At 36.9% G+C, this 15,922-nt stretch carries 19 protein-coding genes; 6 read left to right on the top strand and 13 right to left on the bottom strand.

Annotated features, from left to right (window positions below; translation table 11 throughout):
• Positions 1–66: 66 nt before the first annotated feature.
• The 3 genes from ABW51_RS00720 to ABW51_RS00730 form a co-directional block, all read right to left on the bottom strand.
• Positions 67–1,422 (bottom strand): anti-phage deoxyguanosine triphosphatase, encoded by a 1,356-nt coding sequence (locus ABW51_RS00720; RefSeq protein WP_053465132.1) that lies wholly within the window; start codon positions 1,420–1,422, stop codon positions 67–69.
• A gap of 122 nt (positions 1,423–1,544) precedes the next feature.
• Positions 1,545–2,240, bottom strand: a complete 696-nt coding sequence (locus ABW51_RS00725; protein WP_053465178.1) for a CidB/LrgB family autolysis modulator — start codon at positions 2,238–2,240, stop codon at positions 1,545–1,547.
• A gap of 19 nt (positions 2,241–2,259) precedes the next feature.
• Entirely contained in the window at positions 2,260–2,691 is a 432-nt protein-coding gene (locus tag ABW51_RS00730) for a CidA/LrgA family protein (RefSeq protein WP_053465133.1), read from the bottom strand.
• A gap of 118 nt (positions 2,692–2,809) precedes the next feature.
• On the opposite strand from ABW51_RS00730, the gene ABW51_RS00735 reads away from it, so the two are divergent.
• The 5 genes from ABW51_RS00735 to queF are packed head-to-tail and all read left to right on the top strand — an operon-like array spanning position 2,810 to position 6,540.
• A complete protein-coding gene (locus ABW51_RS00735) occupies positions 2,810–3,304 on the top strand; it encodes a thermonuclease family protein (RefSeq protein ID WP_053465134.1) in 495 nt (164 codons plus the stop codon).
• Positions 3,294–4,493: a cysteine desulfurase gene (locus tag ABW51_RS00740; protein ID WP_053465135.1), complete on the top strand. Its 1,200-nt coding sequence runs from the start codon at positions 3,294–3,296 to the stop codon at positions 4,491–4,493. The genes ABW51_RS00735 and ABW51_RS00740 overlap by 11 nt, the downstream gene beginning before the upstream one ends.
• The gene (locus ABW51_RS00745; protein WP_053465136.1) at positions 4,490–4,870 is read left to right on the top strand and encodes a SufE family protein; all 381 of its coding nucleotides are present in this window, start codon (positions 4,490–4,492) and stop codon (positions 4,868–4,870) included. Before ABW51_RS00740 ends, ABW51_RS00745 begins: the two co-directional genes overlap by 4 nt.
• The gene (locus ABW51_RS00750; protein WP_053465137.1) at positions 4,861–5,646 is read left to right on the top strand and encodes a Zn-ribbon-containing protein; all 786 of its coding nucleotides are present in this window, start codon (positions 4,861–4,863) and stop codon (positions 5,644–5,646) included. The genes ABW51_RS00745 and ABW51_RS00750 overlap by 10 nt, the downstream gene beginning before the upstream one ends.
• 54 nt (positions 5,647–5,700) lie before the next feature.
• Positions 5,701–6,540 (top strand): NADPH-dependent 7-cyano-7-deazaguanine reductase QueF, encoded by an 840-nt coding sequence (queF, locus tag ABW51_RS00755; protein ID WP_053465138.1) that lies wholly within the window; start codon positions 5,701–5,703, stop codon positions 6,538–6,540.
• Between the two features lie 49 nt (positions 6,541–6,589).
• On the opposite strand, the gene ABW51_RS00760 is transcribed toward queF, so the two are convergent.
• Positions 6,590–6,841 (bottom strand): helix-turn-helix domain-containing protein, encoded by a 252-nt coding sequence (locus ABW51_RS00760; protein WP_053465139.1) that lies wholly within the window; start codon positions 6,839–6,841, stop codon positions 6,590–6,592.
• 137 nt (positions 6,842–6,978) lie between these two features.
• On the opposite strand from ABW51_RS00760, the gene ABW51_RS00765 reads away from it, so the two are divergent.
• Positions 6,979–7,734: a DUF3944 domain-containing protein gene (locus tag ABW51_RS00765; RefSeq protein ID WP_053465140.1), complete on the top strand. Its 756-nt coding sequence runs from the start codon at positions 6,979–6,981 to the stop codon at positions 7,732–7,734.
• Between the two features lie 34 nt (positions 7,735–7,768).
• Here the strand turns inward: ABW51_RS00765 and tyrA are convergent, their stop codons facing one another.
• From tyrA to ABW51_RS00810, 9 genes are all read right to left on the bottom strand, one after another.
• A complete protein-coding gene (gene tyrA, locus ABW51_RS00770; protein ID WP_053465141.1) occupies positions 7,769–8,893 on the bottom strand; it encodes a bifunctional chorismate mutase/prephenate dehydrogenase in 1,125 nt (374 codons plus the stop codon).
• A gap of 89 nt (positions 8,894–8,982) precedes the next feature.
• Positions 8,983–9,903 (bottom strand): tRNA pseudouridine(55) synthase TruB, encoded by a 921-nt coding sequence (truB, locus tag ABW51_RS00775; RefSeq protein WP_053465142.1) that lies wholly within the window; start codon positions 9,901–9,903, stop codon positions 8,983–8,985.
• On the bottom strand, positions 9,903–10,289 hold the full coding sequence (rbfA, locus tag ABW51_RS00780; protein ID WP_053465143.1) for a 30S ribosome-binding factor RbfA: 387 nt from the start codon (positions 10,287–10,289) through the stop codon (positions 9,903–9,905). Before rbfA ends, truB begins: the two co-directional genes overlap by 1 nt.
• A gap of 151 nt (positions 10,290–10,440) precedes the next feature.
• Positions 10,441–12,693 carry an MMPL family transporter gene (locus ABW51_RS10280; protein ID WP_053465144.1) on the bottom strand — a complete coding sequence of 751 codons (2,253 nt, stop codon included), beginning with the start codon at positions 12,691–12,693 and terminating at the stop codon, positions 10,441–10,443.
• 16 nt (positions 12,694–12,709) lie between these two features.
• A complete protein-coding gene (locus ABW51_RS00790; protein WP_053465145.1) occupies positions 12,710–13,282 on the bottom strand; it encodes a LolA family protein in 573 nt (190 codons plus the stop codon).
• A 9-nt stretch (positions 13,283–13,291) separates the two neighbouring features.
• Complete coding sequence (locus ABW51_RS00795) at positions 13,292–13,735, bottom strand: acyl-CoA thioesterase (protein WP_053465179.1); 444 nt, start codon at positions 13,733–13,735, stop codon at positions 13,292–13,294.
• 59 nt (positions 13,736–13,794) lie between these two features.
• On the bottom strand, positions 13,795–14,220 hold the full coding sequence (locus ABW51_RS00800) for a hypothetical protein (RefSeq protein WP_053465146.1): 426 nt from the start codon (positions 14,218–14,220) through the stop codon (positions 13,795–13,797).
• A 43-nt stretch (positions 14,221–14,263) separates the two neighbouring features.
• Positions 14,264–15,202 carry an LpxL/LpxP family acyltransferase gene (locus tag ABW51_RS00805; RefSeq protein WP_231625688.1) on the bottom strand — a complete coding sequence of 313 codons (939 nt, stop codon included), beginning with the start codon at positions 15,200–15,202 and terminating at the stop codon, positions 14,264–14,266.
• Positions 15,202–15,921, bottom strand: coding sequence for a glycosyltransferase family 2 protein (locus ABW51_RS00810; protein WP_053465147.1), 720 nt, complete (start codon positions 15,919–15,921; stop codon positions 15,202–15,204). The genes ABW51_RS00805 and ABW51_RS00810 overlap by 1 nt, the downstream gene beginning before the upstream one ends.
• Position 15,922 lies beyond the last annotated feature (1 nt).

The following is a 15,922-nucleotide window of genomic DNA, read 5'->3' on the forward strand; positions in this document are numbered from 1 at the left end:
TTAACCGCACTATTCTATACGGTTTGCATAAAAAATCCCATCAATTCGATGGGATTCGCTCTTAAATCAAAGTTGTTGATATACCCGCAAGGCGTGCGCATCTGACATACCTGCAATATAATCGCAAATAATCCGCTTCTTCCCATCTTCTGGTGCATTACGCCAACGATTTGCAGTATTTCTTGGTAATAAACGCTCTGGGTCAGATTCAAAAATTTGGAACATTTCTGTCAGCATTCTCTGCCCTTTATACTCAATTCTCTGAGTATCCACATTACGGATAACATAATCCCAAACGAATTTTTTAAATATACCAAGTGCAGCAATCACTTCAGGTGGCAGCTCTGCGTTATAACGTAACAAAGGTTCATCAAAATTTGCCGTTAATTTCCACCGCACATTAGTAATAAAAAAGTTTACCAATGCACCAATCGCTTGTTTGCGTTCAAAATGTTTATCAGAGAAAAGTCGTTGGCTAATTGAATCAATATTTTCATGCAACCAAGCTGACGGAATTTGTTTTAATGCGGAATGTGCCGCTTGCCATTGATGTGGATTTACCACGCCAGTTACAATGGCATCTTCTAAATCGTGTACACCATAGGCAATATCATCTGCCAATTCCATAATGCTACAATCCAAAGATTTAAAGCTCGTCTGTAAAAATTCCGCAGGATTTTCCCGCACTTTTTTAAATTTCCCAAATAAAGTGCGGTCATTTTCAGAAAGATTTTCCAGCAACCAATTAAACATTTTTAAATCATCGCAGAAAATGCCCTTTCCAGGAATCCAATCGTGAATACGCACAAAACGCGGATCAATATTGCGAGAAAAATTAAGTTCTGCATATTGAGGCGAAGCCACATCTAACAACGCAGGATATTTCACGACACCCAATAGTGTTCTACGCGTTAGATTCATCCCTGCATTTTCAGTGTAAGGCTCAAGTTTTGTTAAAATTCTAAAGGTTTGCGCATTGCCTTCAAAACCGCCCTGCTCTGCCATCATATAATTTAATGCCGTTTCGCCACCATGCCCAAAAGGCGGATGACCAATATCATGAGCAAAACACAAACTCTCAATAAGATCATTACTCGGCAATAAAGGTTTCAACTGCTTTTGTAACTCGTTTTTATCAATATTTAATGTTTGCGAAAGGCTTTCAAAGGTTTCTACAAATTTAAGCTGTGCAACGAGACTACTACCAATCTGTGCGACTTCCAAAGAATGGGTTAAGCGAGTGCGATAAAAATCATTTTCGCCAATTGCGTGAATTTGGGTTTTCGCTTGCAAGCAACGAAAGGCGGCAGAATGTAAAATTCGCCCACGATCACGACGAAATGGTGGACGATTATCTTTTTCGCGTGGCGGATCGGGGAGAAAACGTTCTGTCCAAGAAGAATCAATGATAAGTGGTTTCATATCGCTTTGTTTTATTTAGTTTTTCTGCATTATCTAATCATTTAGCACAAAAAACAACCGCACTTTATCTAGAACAAACAAAATCTAGAATGAATAAAGTGCGGTTGAATTTTTATTGATATTTAAACAAAGAAATAAATGAGCTTAAATACAAATGGCGCGAGAATAGAACTAATAATCCCACAAAGCACAAGAGAAATAGAACTATAACTGCCTGCTGTTGGGTTAGTTTCCATACAACTTACAGTGCCAAGTGCGTGAGATACCGCTCCAACAGATAAACCAATCGCTTCTTGATGTTTAACGCGTAATTTTTTCAACACTAAATAACCAAATACAGAGCCTTGCAAGCCTGCAACGACTACCCCAACTGCAGTGACGGCAGGGATTCCCCCTAGATTATGCGAAACTTCCATCGCGATTGGTGTAGTGATTGATTTTGGTAATACCGTCGCTACCATTTCAGGCGATGCACCAAGTATGAGCGCTAACACCGCCCCGCTTAACATCGAGAAAAAAGACGCGATCACCACAATAGATAAAATAATTTTCCATTGTTTAGCAATTTGGCGAAGTTGTTCATAAAGAGGTAATGCAAGAGCAACGATACTCAAGCCAAGTAAATTATTAATAGGCGCATTTCCTGCCATATAATCATCATAAGGAATCTTGCCTATCACTAAAATCGCAACCAAAATTAATACCGTTAAAATAAAAGTATTAAAAATCATTGATTTCCAACGTTTGCTAATTTGTAGTGCGAGCCAAAATCCGAAAATTGTCAAAAATGTATAAAGATAAATAATGTACTGCTGCATATAAAAATTTCCCACTATATTAAGCTGATTCATTCATTTGTTTAGCTTGGTTCTCACGGCGTTTAATCACCTTTTTACGTTTATGTGTAAAAGATTGTAAATGGAATAAATGATTCCCTAACAAGCCCATGACGACCAAAGTTACGCAAGTGCTGACAACATTAGGAATCAATAAAATATTCACTTGTTCTATTAATAAATCTGAATATTTAATGATTCCAACACTTACCGGCACAAAAAGCACCGCCATAAAACGAATCAATAAGCTCGCGCCTAAATAAATCCAATCTAAATGAATTAATCGTGTCGTTAAACCTAAAAAGAGCAATAGCAATCCCCAAATACTCCCAGGTACACCGGCTGGCACATAATGAGCGATAAGATTTCCGAGATATAACATAATGTACAAAATGACCAACGAACGGGCCAATAAAAATGATTTTTGAACCATATACAACCTTTTTTTCAACTTTTTTCATAATGTTTCAAAATTATTTTACGCTTTTTTTTTCTGAATTGACCAGTTTTTTTCGGTAAAATAACCAGACTTAGATCAAGAACCTTGCAAAATGATAAATCAAAAAACACTATTTACCAGTTTATTACTCATTTTCACCGCACTTTCTGCTTGTTCTCGCGAAAAAAATACGTGTCGTGTGGTTAAAATTAGTGATGGCGATACGCTTACTTGCCTCACTAAAGGCAATAAATCCATTAAAGTTCGTTTAGCCGAAATCGACGCGCCAGAAAAATCCCAAGCCTTTGGGCAAAAATCGAAAAAAACCTTGTCTGATCTGGTTTATCAAAAAGACGTACGCCTTGCGCGAAAAGGAAAAGATCGCTATCAACGCACCTTAGCGGTAGTTTATTATCAAAAACAAAATATCAATTTAGAGATGGTTAAACAGGGTATGGCATGGGCGTATAAGCAATATGCCCATGATCCGATTTATCTTCAAGCGCAAGAAAATGCACAAGCCAAGCGAATTGGTCTTTGGGCGGACAATAATCCAATTGAACCAAGTCAATGGCGCAGACAGGAGAAAAATAAATATGGCTTTTGATGTTCAAACTTTCCGTCAAGAATTTCCCTATTTCCAACGTGAAGATGCCGTTATTTATTTAGATAACGCAGCCACTGCGTTGAAGCCTCAAGTGTTAATTGATCGCACCGCTGAATTTTATGCTTCTGCAGGTTCAGTGCATCGTAGCCAATATGATGCTGCTCAAACTGCGCAATATGAACAGGCTCGCACACAAGTTAAAGAATTAATTAATGCAGAAGATAAACGCGCTGTTATTTGGACTTCGGGTACAACTCACGCGATTAACTTAGTGGCAAATGGATTACTACCACAATTAAACGCAGAAGATGAAATTCTGATTAGCCAAGCAGATCATCATGCTAATTTTGTCACTTGGCACAAAACAGCGAAAAAGTGCGGTGCAAAAATTCGAGTTTTACCGATTTTAGATAATTGGCTAATTGATGAAAATGCCCTTATTTCTGCCCTTTCTGAAAAAACTAAACTCGTTGCTCTGAATTTTGTTTCAAATGTCACGGGCACAGAACAGCCGATTAAATGCCTGATTCAACTTATCAGAAAACATAGTAATGCGTTGGTTTTAGTGGATGCTGCACAAGCGATTAGCCATATCAAAATTGATTTACAAGATTTAGATGCCGATTTCCTCGCATTTTCTGCCCATAAAATTTATGGTCCCAATGGGCTTGGCGTTTTAACAGGAAAATTGACCGCACTTTCTCAACTTCAACCACTCTTTTTTGGTGGGAAAATGGTTGATCGTGTATCAAGTGATCACATTACTTTTGCCGAATTGCCTTATCGTTTAGAAGCTGGCACACCCAATATTGCTGGAGTTATTGGCTTTAATGCTATACTGAATTGGCTACAAAAATGGGATTTCACTGCGGCAGAACAGCACGCCATATCCTTGGCTGAATCCGTCAAAGTGCGGTTAAAATCTTACGAGAATTGCCGATTATTCAATTCTCCTCAACCAAGTACCGTTGTTTGCTTTATATTTGATGACATTGACAGTTCCGATCTTTCAACGCTCTTAAGCGAGCAAAATATTGCGCTCCGTGTGGGCGAACATTGTGCCCAGCCTTATTTAGCACGCTTAGGCGAACGCACCACATTACGCCTGTCTTTTGCCCCTTATAATACACAGGAAGATGTAGAGGCATTTTTTACCGCCTTAGATAAAGCATTGGATTTATTACAATGATAGAACAATTAAAACAAGCTAAAAATTGGGAAGATCGCTATCGCCTGATTATTCAAGCTGGCAAAAATTTATCTCGCCCAAGCGATGATGAACTTGCTCAAATGCAACCTATTACTGGCTGCGAAGCACAAATGTGGTTTCAAATTATGCCTAAAAATGACCGCACTTTTCAATTCAACGGGTTTAGCGAAGCTAGAATTATGAATGGCTTGCTTTGGATTTTACTCAATCAAATTAATGGTAAAACAGCGGATGAATTGAATAAATTTGATATTACTGCATTTTTTAGCGAACTCGGCATTTCACAACGTTTAAGCGAAACGCGTTTAAACGGCTTAAACCAAATCGGACAGCAATTAAAAAATTTATGTATTTAATCGAGACCTATTTTCGCCTGACTGCCCTTGAAAATAACATTGAATCACAAAGCCGTTTACTTAATGCCGTAATCGATCAATGGCGGTATAACGGGCAAATTATCGGACGTGAAATTCCTTTATATTTAGCGGAAGAAGGTGGCGCACAAGGCTTTGCTATGCGTGTCATTTGCCCCGAGCAAGATAGTCTTTTCCCGCAAAATAATAACACAGAAGTGAATAGGGCATTAGAAGAAGCCGAAAAGTGCGGTGTAATTTTTGATGGTTTTCAACTTGTGGGCGATGATTTCAATTCAGATCAAACGGCAGAAAATGCGTCGCCAGCTTGGCAAGTGCTTTACACAACCCATTTACAAAGTTGCTCGCCGATTCACAGCGGAGAAAATCTCGCCCCAATCCCTTTATATAAACAGTTGAAAAATCAATCGCACTTAAGCCAAGATCTGATTAAATGGCAAGAAAATTGGCAAGCCTGCGATCAACTACAAATGAATGGTGCGGTATTAGAACAACAATCTTTGGCAGAAATTTCCGATCATCAAAGCACACTTTCAAAACATGGGCGTTATTTAGTCCAAGAAATAGAAAAAGAAACAGACATACCGACTTACTATTATTTATATCGTGTAGGTGGGCAATCTTTAGAATCTGAAAAATCTCGTTGCTGCCCTTCTTGTGGTGCAAACTGGGCGTTAAAAGACGCGATTTTTGATACCTTTCATTTTAAATGCGATACCTGTCGATTAGTTTCGAATCTATCGTGGAATTTTTTGTAATTAATTTATAAAGTGTCGAAATTTGCAAAACTCGAACACCTAATCGGAGAAAAGATGAATTATCAAGACAACAGCTTAAAATCCTTAAAACTCGGTCAAAAAACGGAATACGCTTCTCAATATGACCGCACGTTATTACAACCTGTGCCACGTGCGTTAAATCGTGATGGATTGGGCATTACTCAAAACCAACCATTTACTATCGGTGCCGATATTTGGACGGCTTATGAAATCTCTTGGCTCAATGAAAAAGGCTTGCCACAAGTGACTATCGCAGACATTTATCTAGATTATCAAAGCCAAAATTTGATTGAATCAAAAAGTTTTAAACTTTATTTAAATAGCTTCAACCAAAGCAAATTTGCCGACTTCAATGCCGTTCAACAAACTATGCAACGCGATTTAAGCGAATGCGCGCAAGGCGATGTAAAAGTGCGGTTAAATCCAGTGGCAGTTTATGATTCTCAAAAAATTGATCATTTACAAGGCGATTGCATTGATGAACAAGATATTGAAATTAACAGCTACGAATTTAACGCTGATTGGCTGAAAGATTGCGTATCTGATGAAATTGTCGAAGAAAAATTAGTCAGCCATTTGTTGAAATCTAACTGCCTGATTACCAATCAACCAGACTGGGGAACGTTACATATTCATTATGTTGGTAAAAAAATCGATCACGAAAAATTATTGCGTTACGTTGTATCGTTCCGTCAGCATAATGAATTTCATGAACAATGTGTCGAGCGCATTTTCTGCGATTTAATGCACTACGCTAAACCAGAAAAACTTACTGTTTACGCACGCTATACCCGACGCGGCGGATTAGACATCAACCCCTTCCGTTCTAATTTTGAGAACTTACCTGAAAACTTAAGATTAGCGAGACAGTAAATATAAAAATCGCCTAATGGTGAGGGATACCTCGCCATTAAATTCATAACTATAAGAAATTTTTATCAAATTCTTCTTTTAATAATTCAAATAGTTCAATTTCTAGCGTATCTGCTATTTTACCCATTATATCTATTGATACAGCTCTCTCGCCTCTTTCAACTTCCCCGATATACGTTCTACTAACACCAGCTGTTAAAGCCAATGTTTCTTGAGATATATCTTTCCAGCGACGAACCTTTCTCATATTTTTAGCAAAAATATAACGCTGTTTATGTGCTGATTGTTTTACATTATTCATTTTTTTAGTTTGTAAAATTCAGCAACAAACAACAACAAACTAAAAACGAATAAAAGATAACTATAATTGACTTTTATATTTATATAATATAGGATTTGACTATTAAAAACATCATTAATTATATAAGGAAAATAATTATGGCTTATAGATATGATCCAGATCTTGAATTTTTATCTAAATGTACAGATGAAGATCTTAATGATCTTGTGTATTGTTTAACACACGATAAAGATGGCAGTAAAAGACTAACTGAGGAATTAACATTAAGTGATGCATATAAAAAGCATCATCCTTATCATAGTCTATATTGGGAAGAAATTGCCGCAGAAATTCAATGTTTTGGTGGAAATACTTTCGCAAATATATTCTGTGGTGGTAAAGGAGTACTTTATAAAGAAGTACTCTGTGACGTATGCGATAAAATGAAAGTTAATTACAATAAAAATTCTACTGCTGATAGAATAGAAGATGCACTTCTATCAAAAATATTGGAAGATTCATTGGAAAAAATGTCTCCTGATGAAATCAGACAACTTGCTGCTGGACTCGGAATCCAAAATACTCAAAACATTACTAAACAAGTCTTACTAGGTTCATTCCAAACTATTTTTAGAGCTGGTGGATTTAAATCTTACCAATTAACGGTCATTGTCGTAAATGCAGTTTTAAAAGCATTAATTGGAAGAGGACTATCTTTTGCTGGAAATGCCGCAGCAACAAGAGCTTTTGCTGTATTAAGTGGACCTATTGGATGGGTAATTACTGGATTATGGACTGCATTTGATATTGCTGGCGCAGCATATCGAGTCACTATTCCTGCTGTTATACAAGTAGCTGCTTTAAGACAAAAAATATTATACGCTAATACAGCTAACGAAATTTCCTTTAAATAAACAGAAAACTGCGGTGAGATTTCACCGCACTTTACTACCCTTGCTTCAAATCATTTGCCTGCTGCAATAGCTGACGGCTTTCTTTTAAGAATTGTTCTGAATAATCGCCAAACCAGTCATGCACCTTGTGGAAAGCATCAATAAAACCTTGACGATCATTATTTTCAAAGAAACTTAAGGCTTCTTCGTAAGTTTGTTTTAGCGTTTTAATTACCGCTAAATTTTCTGGTTTATCCATAATAATATCTGCATAAAGCTCTGCATCTTGCGCAAATAAACGCCCAATCATCGCAAGTTCTAAACGATAAATAGGAGAAGAAAGAGACAATAAATTAGCAAGATTAACGGGCTGTTTGGAAAGATGTAAACCATTCGCGAAAGTTGAAAAATGGCGCAAGGCTTGTATATAAGTCATATTGTTATCGTGTTCTGTGGCATCGGTTTGATAAATCTTTGCGCCCCAAATTTGAATTTGCTCAAGTAACCATTCGTAACGTTCAGGAAAACGGCCATCACAACGCACAACCACTTGTTTTGCCATACTTGCAATATCTGGCCCAAACATTGGATGTAAACCTAAAACAGCACCAGAATGGATTTCAAGCATTTTAGCTAGCGGTTCACGCTTAACAGAGGTTAAATCTGCAAGTAGCATGTTTTCCGTTAAATAAGGTTTTAAGCGTTCAATTGTTTCTAAGGTGAGATTAATAGGAACAGAAACGATCACGACATCAGCATTCGTTAAAATATTTTCAGCTACCGCCCAATCTTCACGATCTAAAATAGAAATTGGATAGCCAGATGCACGTAAATAGCGGGCAAATAAGCCACCCAATTTACCATAACCGCCCACGATAACAATTTTGTGAATATCAGGATTGATGGTTTTAAAGCCAAATTGGTTTTCATTGGCATAGGATTCACGCATAAAACGGCGTAGAACATCTTCAATCAGATCTGCTGAAATGCCTGCTTTTTCAGCTTCTAAACGACGTGCTTGGAGCATTGCTATTTCGCGCTCTGGCGCATAAATAGGTAATCCATGTTGATGTTTAACTTTACCGACTTGAGAAACCAACTCAAGACGTTTAGCAAAAAGTTGGATAAGTTCGCGATCAAGCGAATCAATTTCAGAACGTAAATCCTTTAGGGCTTCCATAAAACTCACCTGCAAAATTTATTTTACACAATTTGTAAAAAATTAATTACAGATGAGATTACTAGAATTTTATAAGAAAGGCAATTAGGTTATGCGGATTGCGTGATTAACCGTTGTGGGCGAATAATATTCCCGTCGATCAATGCCACGCCTAAGAATAAATTCTCCGCTGAAAATAACCGCACTTGGCCACTTAATTGCTGATCGTTAGCAAATTTCACTCGCTGACCAAAATCAATGGCTTTACTCTGCTCTGCATCCAAATGCAAAGCGGGCAATTTACTTACAGCGGTATCGGTTGGCAGTAATAGACGATCTAATTCACTTAATGGAAAACTTTCAGCGAGCAGTTGTAACTCATCAATTGGCATCATTTCTGCTACGGGATAATCCGCTACGGCTGTACGGCGTAATATTGTCACATGTGCGCCACAACCTAGCACTTCACCCAAATCATCTACTAAGGTGCGAATATAAGTGCCTTTTGAACAATGCACTTCTAAGGTTAAATAAGGTGCGTGATATTCAATAAAATTAAGTTCAAAAATCGTTATTGGACGCGCCTCACGCTCAACCGTAATACCTTGGCGCGCATATTCATAAAGCGGTTTACCGTTATGCTTTAGTGCGGAAAACATGGTTGGCACTTGTAAAAGGTCACCACGAAATTGTTCAAGTGCGGTCAAAATTTGCTGAGTTTCAACATGAACTTCACGAGTTTCCACGACTTGCCCTTCCGCATCGGAAGTATCGGTGCGTTCGCCTAATTTTGCCGTAACAAGATAACGCTTATCGGCATCAAGCAAAAATTGTGAAAACTTAGTTGCTTCACCCAAGCAAATCGGCAACATTCCCGTAGCCAAGGGATCGAGCGCGCCAGTATGCCCTGCTTTGTTCGCTTGAAATAAACGCTTTACCTTTTGCATGATGTCATTTGATGACATGCCTTGTGGCTTATCCAACAAAAATACACCATCAACATCACGCCAGCGTTTACGAGGTCTAGACATTAGTTGCTTTCCTCAACGTGTTTTTTCTCATCTTCACGCACAACATTTGTCACAAGATTTGACATACGCATCCCTTCCACTAAGGATTGATCGTAAATAAAGCGAATCTCTGGCACGATACGTAAACGCATCGCTTTGCCTAGCAACGAACGAATATAAGGCGATGCTTTTTCTAAGCCTTTCATTCCTTGCTCAATTGCCGTTTTATCGTGATCGAATAAAAAAGTCACGAAGATTTTTGCGTAAGATAAATCACTAGATACTTCCACATCAGAAACCGTCACCATCCCAATACGGGGATCTTTCACTTCGCGTTGTAAGATTACCGCTATTTCTTTTTGTATTTCTTGAGCGACGCGATCGCTACGTTTAAATTCTCTTGCCATAGTTATTCCTTATTTATAAAAGCGCCCCATTCTACTGGAAATCATTGGATTTAGCACGCAAAAATCCCTTTCAACCTAATCGCTAATAAGCTATTGAAACATTTCAATTTTCCATAAATATAATTTCTTATGGAATCTGGAATTTTTCCTTTTAATCTAAACTTAAACTTAACAACGCAGCGAAAAATACACCAATCGTTACACTTAATCCAAAAGAAGATACTGCTGGTGTAGAACTAAAAGCTAATAAACCAAATGAAATAAGTGTTGTCGTTGCGGCAAGTGTAATCGCAATGTGTTTTGTAGATTTTTGTTCCTGAATGGATTGCATATAGGCAACATAATCAATACCTATCGCAGATACAAGCAGTAATCCAAACATGGCAAATAATGTTATCGGAAATCCTAACCAACCAAACATTGCTATTGTGCCAGCGATTGCAATAGATGGAATACACAGAAGACGAATAGTTTTTGGGGCACCAAAGCACCGCCATAAAAATAACCCAGCAATAGCAAATGAAAGTATTTTTAACCAAGCAGCTTTATTTCTTGTGTGCTGAAAAGCATCGTTCAAATAAGCTCTTTTATCTTGCCAAAAAATATCTACACCATTTGCTAAAGCGCGCATCTGTACTTGATCTTTAGCATTGATTATCTTAACTAAACTGGCGACTTGACTATTCAAATTACCTAAATATAACGCGTTCCATCCTTGACCTAATGAAGTATTTAATGCTGTTTTTAGGCTCACTGGATGAATTTTTTTAAGTTCATCAAATGCAGCTAAAATATATTCATTTGGCACGCCTAATTCATCTAATGCATGATAATCATTTGGTTGAATTTTATCAGTAATTTGCAAATAAAATGCTTGTTGCATTTTTTCTGACATTATCCATTGACTCAACGCTTGATGTGGTTGTCCAAGTTTAGTTAATTGTGCTGATAATACTCGTTCTTTTTCTAACAAATCATCATCATTTTTAGCCGTTACTAGGAAATACTGACTGCCTAAATCAATCCCTGTTAATTCACCAATTTTTTGTGCATCAGCGAGCATAGCTTTAGGCAAATTAATCCATTGACGAATATCATCTTGCCATTTTGATTGATAAATACCCGTTGCTATAAATAGCCCCGCTATAACATACAATATGGGATGTTTTAAGCGAATTTTTGAAAAAGGCAATACTGGAAGACGCGCTGTCAATGGAGGTTGTTTAATAAGTAAGGGTAAAAATAATCTGGTCGTTAGCAACGCCACGATAAGGGCGGTAGCAGAAAACAAAGCTGTTTGTTTTAATATAGGTAAATCAGTGAACCATAGTAAACCATAACCTAATAATGTGATAGATAATGTAATCAGAAAACTGGATTGATGTGCTTGCATAGCTTTTTCTGAATGCCAATTTGTACTTTGAATGGAAGATGCATACCAATGTAAGGGAAAATCAATCAATACTCCCACAAGGCTTGTTCCTATAACTAAAGTCAGAATATGGATCTTACCAAGTACTAAAATAGTAAAGAGTGAACCAATAAGCATCCCCAATACAATCGGTAAAAAAAGCCATAAAATGTGTAATGTTCGAAAAACACTCAGAAGCAAAAGTAAAGTTAATCCAATACCAATTATACTCATCCAAGTACTTTCTTTTTCTGCTTGTTGCTTTGAATGTGCAGAAAAAAGTAAGGCACCTGTTGAAATAAAATCAGCATGGGAGTGTTGAGCGATTGCTTTACTCTGTGTAATTAATGTAGGAATATCTTGGGAAACATTCATCATTTCGCGCTGTTTTAATTGACCATTTAACAAAACCCAAGTTTTTCTAGCGTTTTCAGTATAAATAAAACCATTTTCTGCATCCCACTGCATATGGCTTAATTTTTGTGATTGAGGTAGTACAAAACGACCAAAACCAAGCCAATCTTGCTCTAAAGGTAATAAATTAGTTTTTATAAAGGGATTAGCTAATTGTTGTGCATAAACTTGAAAATAATTACTTGGTTGAGTAAGTAATATCTGTCGAATAGACTCAGGTAACACAGCAAATTTCACACGTTGAATATCTGCTTGTAATGCTAATAAATCGGGCTGAATTTTACTATTAATCTGTGAAAATTGACTACTTTCTTGCCATAACTTTGTTATTTCATTCGCTAAGTGATAAGCCGTTGTTGGCTGTTGATGGCCAATAAGCGCGACAATATTTTGATTAAGCAATGTTTCTTGTCGTTTATCCGCATAAATTTGAATACTTGACCAGCTTGTTTCTGTAGGTAGCAATGTTCTAAGATCGGTTTCTAGCCATTTTTCCTGTGAAAATGATGAAAAAAACAAAATGAAAATACCGCCCAAAAGAGCGGTATAAAATAAACGAATTAAATTCAATCGTTTCATTTAAGCATTCCAAAACTTATTGAGTAAAATCAACCAAAGGTTGGTTCATTTTTAATTGGCTAAATTGAATCAAAGTACGATCACCTTGTACTTCTGACAGCTCTATCTCCTTTACTAAATGATCGCCTTGTAATTGAATAGATTGAAAAATCTGTTTCATAATCAATGTGCGAGGAAGTAATTTTAAACGCCATTGTTTTTCTGTTCCAGTTAAAATTATTTCAAAGTGTTGAGATAATCCTGACACATCTCCTGTCAACAAATTAAGGAAAAGGGCTATTTGTTCTGATTGTCCAAATTTTTGAGAATTAACCCAAGAAACGCCATTCCACTGTTGGATCCCTTCAGATGATACCTTCAACCTGCTAACAAAGGGTTTTTGCATTTGCCAAAGTAATCCTTTGTTTTTTACTAACGAAAATTGACCACTTGTCGTAATGGGTTTTACCAATGATTTTAAAAAACGCTGTTGCACAAAATTTCCTTGAACATTTTCAGGTTTTTGTAACATTTGAACGAGCTCAGCCTCAGAAAATGCCATCGCAGCAGAACTGATAAATAACAACGCCAAACATAAGTATTTTTTCATCTTTTTTCCTTATCGAGGTTGAAAGGTCATATAACTTTCAACTGCTTTTCTAAATGAAAGAGGCGTTTGAAATTGAGTTTCTCGGGTATTAATATCTACAGCCATTTGTGTTGTACTTCCTTGCGTTAATCTTTCACCCGTTGCAATATCAATGATCGTATAATCAAAACGTGCACAACTTTCATATTCAACTAATTGTAATTGAACACAGATTTTCTGCCGGAATAAAGCAGGCCTTATGTATTTCAAATTTAATTGAACAATAGGCCAACCATAGCCATTTTTTCGCATTACGTCATAAGTATAATTAATTCGCTCAAGAAAGGCGCAGCGAGCAAGCTCCAAATATTTTACATAATGTCCATGCCACATAATATTCATTGAATCTACATCAAAAAAAGGAATTTCATACTCAGACTCATCATAACAATAAACATGTTTTTTTAATTTCATAATAAATAGGCGATAAATAAAATTATCGCCCATTCTACAAAATTTCTTCTATGATGTCTTTATTTTACAATATCGCCTTTTAATGCCACACCACTCATTAAATTACCTGCATGACATTCATATTGAGTAGCACTTTTGAACTCATTTTTCTTATAATAGCTAACCAAGTTACCAACTTTTGTTGCCCCTTCTTTTACTGCTCTTTCTTGGAATTTTTTTACAGCAGACAAAAATGCCCAACGACATGAAGCTTCGTCAGATTTGTTTGCTGAATTAGTTTTAGGATTGGTCGTAATCCCAGCTTTAATCACTTTGCCAGGTGCTGGCTTTGCAAAATAAAGCTTAATCTTTGGATCCAGGGCTTCCTTAGCTTCTGCCGAATTTAACGCATCTTGAATAGAATAATATTGTGTTGTATTACGAGGAGCACAGGCGGCTAACATAGCAGCTGTGATCCCTACACCAATAACTTTTATTAATTTCATAGAAAACTCCTTAGTTATAGAAATTGCCCTTTTATAGCATAGTTTAATCAGAATAACTATGCCAAAAATCATAAAAATTAAACCATTGCAATGGATTTTCAGCACACTCTTTAGCTAAAACATCAGCATACCTTTGCATAGCAACGTAAATATTTTCTTGACGGACATTCCCTCTCCCCGTAATAGGTGGAGAAAAATGACGAAGCTTTAAGCGATAGCGACCATTTTCTTTGATACTAAAAATTGTATTAATTGGTGCTTTTAATAAACTTGCTAATAACCAAGCGCCCTCAGGAAAAGCAGCAGACTTACCAAGAAAATCCACTTTTTGTATTCTATCGCCTCGAATAGGCACACGATCTGCTGCAATAGCAATCCATTCTCCTCGCTCAAGGCACTCACTTAATTCAAGCATCTTTTCTGCATTCAGATCTTCTACTTGAATCAATGGTAATGCCCCCGCTCCCGCCTCGTATAAAGCATGATTAAAAACTTCAGCATTTTTGCTATGTACTAATGTATTTAATTTAAACTCTTTGTGATATTCATTATTAGATAAAGCACGACAAATTTCTATATTACCAAAATGAGAACACAACAATATTTGTCCTCGCCCTCCAGCATCAATTTCAGCATAAAGGTTTTCAGAATCATCAATAACTAGATCATCATAACAAATTTGGCGTTGCCAAACGGCAAAACGATCAGTAATAGCTTCACCAAAAGCTAAAAATTGCCGAAAAATAGGTGCGAAACCTAACTGAATATGAGGGAAATGTGCGGTCAAATTTTGCTGATATTCTGCAATATTTTTACGCCCATGACGAGAAGTCAGGTAAAAATATAAAACAACCCAGAAAGTAAAAAAACGGATCAACCATAGTGGACAATATTGTACCACCCAACGAGTAATACTTAAAAAAAACCTTGAGCCTCTCTCTTTCTGCTTAGCCCAATGCTGTTCATTTTGTTTTGAAATCACTAAATTTTCCCAGTCACAACACGTTTCAGCATCCTGAAAAATAGTTTCGCATGCATTTTACTAATCAGCCAATTATCAACCCAACCACGAAAATGTGAAATACCGTTTTGTTCATATTTTATAGGGGTTGCAATCCAAACCATTGGTATACGTTCCCAGTGGCAATGTACTAAAATCTCAATGTCGAAATCCATACGCTCGCCTAAATTAACCTGCTCAATAATCGTAACAACCGACTCTAAGGGATATAAACGGAAACCGCACATTCCATCTTCAATAGCTAAAGAACAAGTGTTAATGGCAATCCAAAAATTCGTAATTTTACGGCCATACAAACGAGACTTAGGAGCATCATCGCCATAAATAGGTTTTCCACAAATTACTGCATTTGGATATTGTTGTGCTTTCACTAACATTTTTTGAATATCCTCAAGATGATGCTGTCCATCAGCATCAACTTGTACAGCATGACTAAATCCCTCTGATTTCGCAGCTTTTAATCCTGTTTTTACCGCGGCTCCTTTTCCCCCATTTTTAGAACGATAAATAACAGAGACATTTGGCAATATCGCTAATGTTTCAAGCACACTTGTTTGCTCTTTTTGCGAGGCATCATCGACGATAATAACAGGCAAACCAAGAGCTAATAAATCTTGCACAACCTGTGTCACTGTACTGGAATGATTGTAGTGTGGAACTAACGCAACGGGATTAAACATT

The organism is Haemophilus sp. C1 (assembly GCF_001276515.1).
GTDB lineage: Bacteria > Pseudomonadota > Gammaproteobacteria > Enterobacterales > Pasteurellaceae > Haemophilus.

Coding starts and splice junctions, on each gene's coding strand:
- ABW51_RS00725 (WP_053465178.1), bottom strand. CDS start 2,240: ATGCAGCAGTACATTATTTATCTTTATACATTTTTGACAATTTTCGGA.
- ABW51_RS00765 (WP_053465140.1), top strand. CDS start 6,979: ATGGCTTATAGATATGATCCAGATCTTGAATTTTTATCTAAATGTACA.
- ABW51_RS00795 (WP_053465179.1), bottom strand. CDS start 13,735: ATGAAATTAAAAAAACATGTTTATTGTTATGATGAGTCTGAGTATGAA.
- ABW51_RS00790 (WP_053465145.1), bottom strand. CDS start 13,282: ATGAAAAAATACTTATGTTTGGCGTTGTTATTTATCAGTTCTGCTGCG.
- ABW51_RS00740 (WP_053465135.1), top strand. CDS start 3,294: ATGGCTTTTGATGTTCAAACTTTCCGTCAAGAATTTCCCTATTTCCAA.
- ABW51_RS00745 (WP_053465136.1), top strand. CDS start 4,490: ATGATAGAACAATTAAAACAAGCTAAAAATTGGGAAGATCGCTATCGC.
- ABW51_RS10280 (WP_053465144.1), bottom strand. CDS start 12,693: ATGAAACGATTGAATTTAATTCGTTTATTTTATACCGCTCTTTTGGGC.
- queF (WP_053465138.1), top strand. CDS start 5,701: ATGAATTATCAAGACAACAGCTTAAAATCCTTAAAACTCGGTCAAAAA.
- ABW51_RS00760 (WP_053465139.1), bottom strand. CDS start 6,841: ATGAATAATGTAAAACAATCAGCACATAAACAGCGTTATATTTTTGCT.
- ABW51_RS00720 (WP_053465132.1), bottom strand. CDS start 1,422: ATGAAACCACTTATCATTGATTCTTCTTGGACAGAACGTTTTCTCCCC.
- ABW51_RS00730 (WP_053465133.1), bottom strand. CDS start 2,691: ATGGTTCAAAAATCATTTTTATTGGCCCGTTCGTTGGTCATTTTGTAC.
- truB (WP_053465142.1), bottom strand. CDS start 9,903: ATGTCTAGACCTCGTAAACGCTGGCGTGATGTTGATGGTGTATTTTTG.
- ABW51_RS00735 (WP_053465134.1), top strand. CDS start 2,810: ATGATAAATCAAAAAACACTATTTACCAGTTTATTACTCATTTTCACC.
- tyrA (WP_053465141.1), bottom strand. CDS start 8,893: ATGGAAGCCCTAAAGGATTTACGTTCTGAAATTGATTCGCTTGATCGC.
- ABW51_RS00810 (WP_053465147.1), bottom strand. CDS start 15,921: ATGTTTAATCCCGTTGCGTTAGTTCCACACTACAATCATTCCAGTACA.
- ABW51_RS00750 (WP_053465137.1), top strand. CDS start 4,861: ATGTATTTAATCGAGACCTATTTTCGCCTGACTGCCCTTGAAAATAAC.
- ABW51_RS00800 (WP_053465146.1), bottom strand. CDS start 14,220: ATGAAATTAATAAAAGTTATTGGTGTAGGGATCACAGCTGCTATGTTA.
- rbfA (WP_053465143.1), bottom strand. CDS start 10,289: ATGGCAAGAGAATTTAAACGTAGCGATCGCGTCGCTCAAGAAATACAA.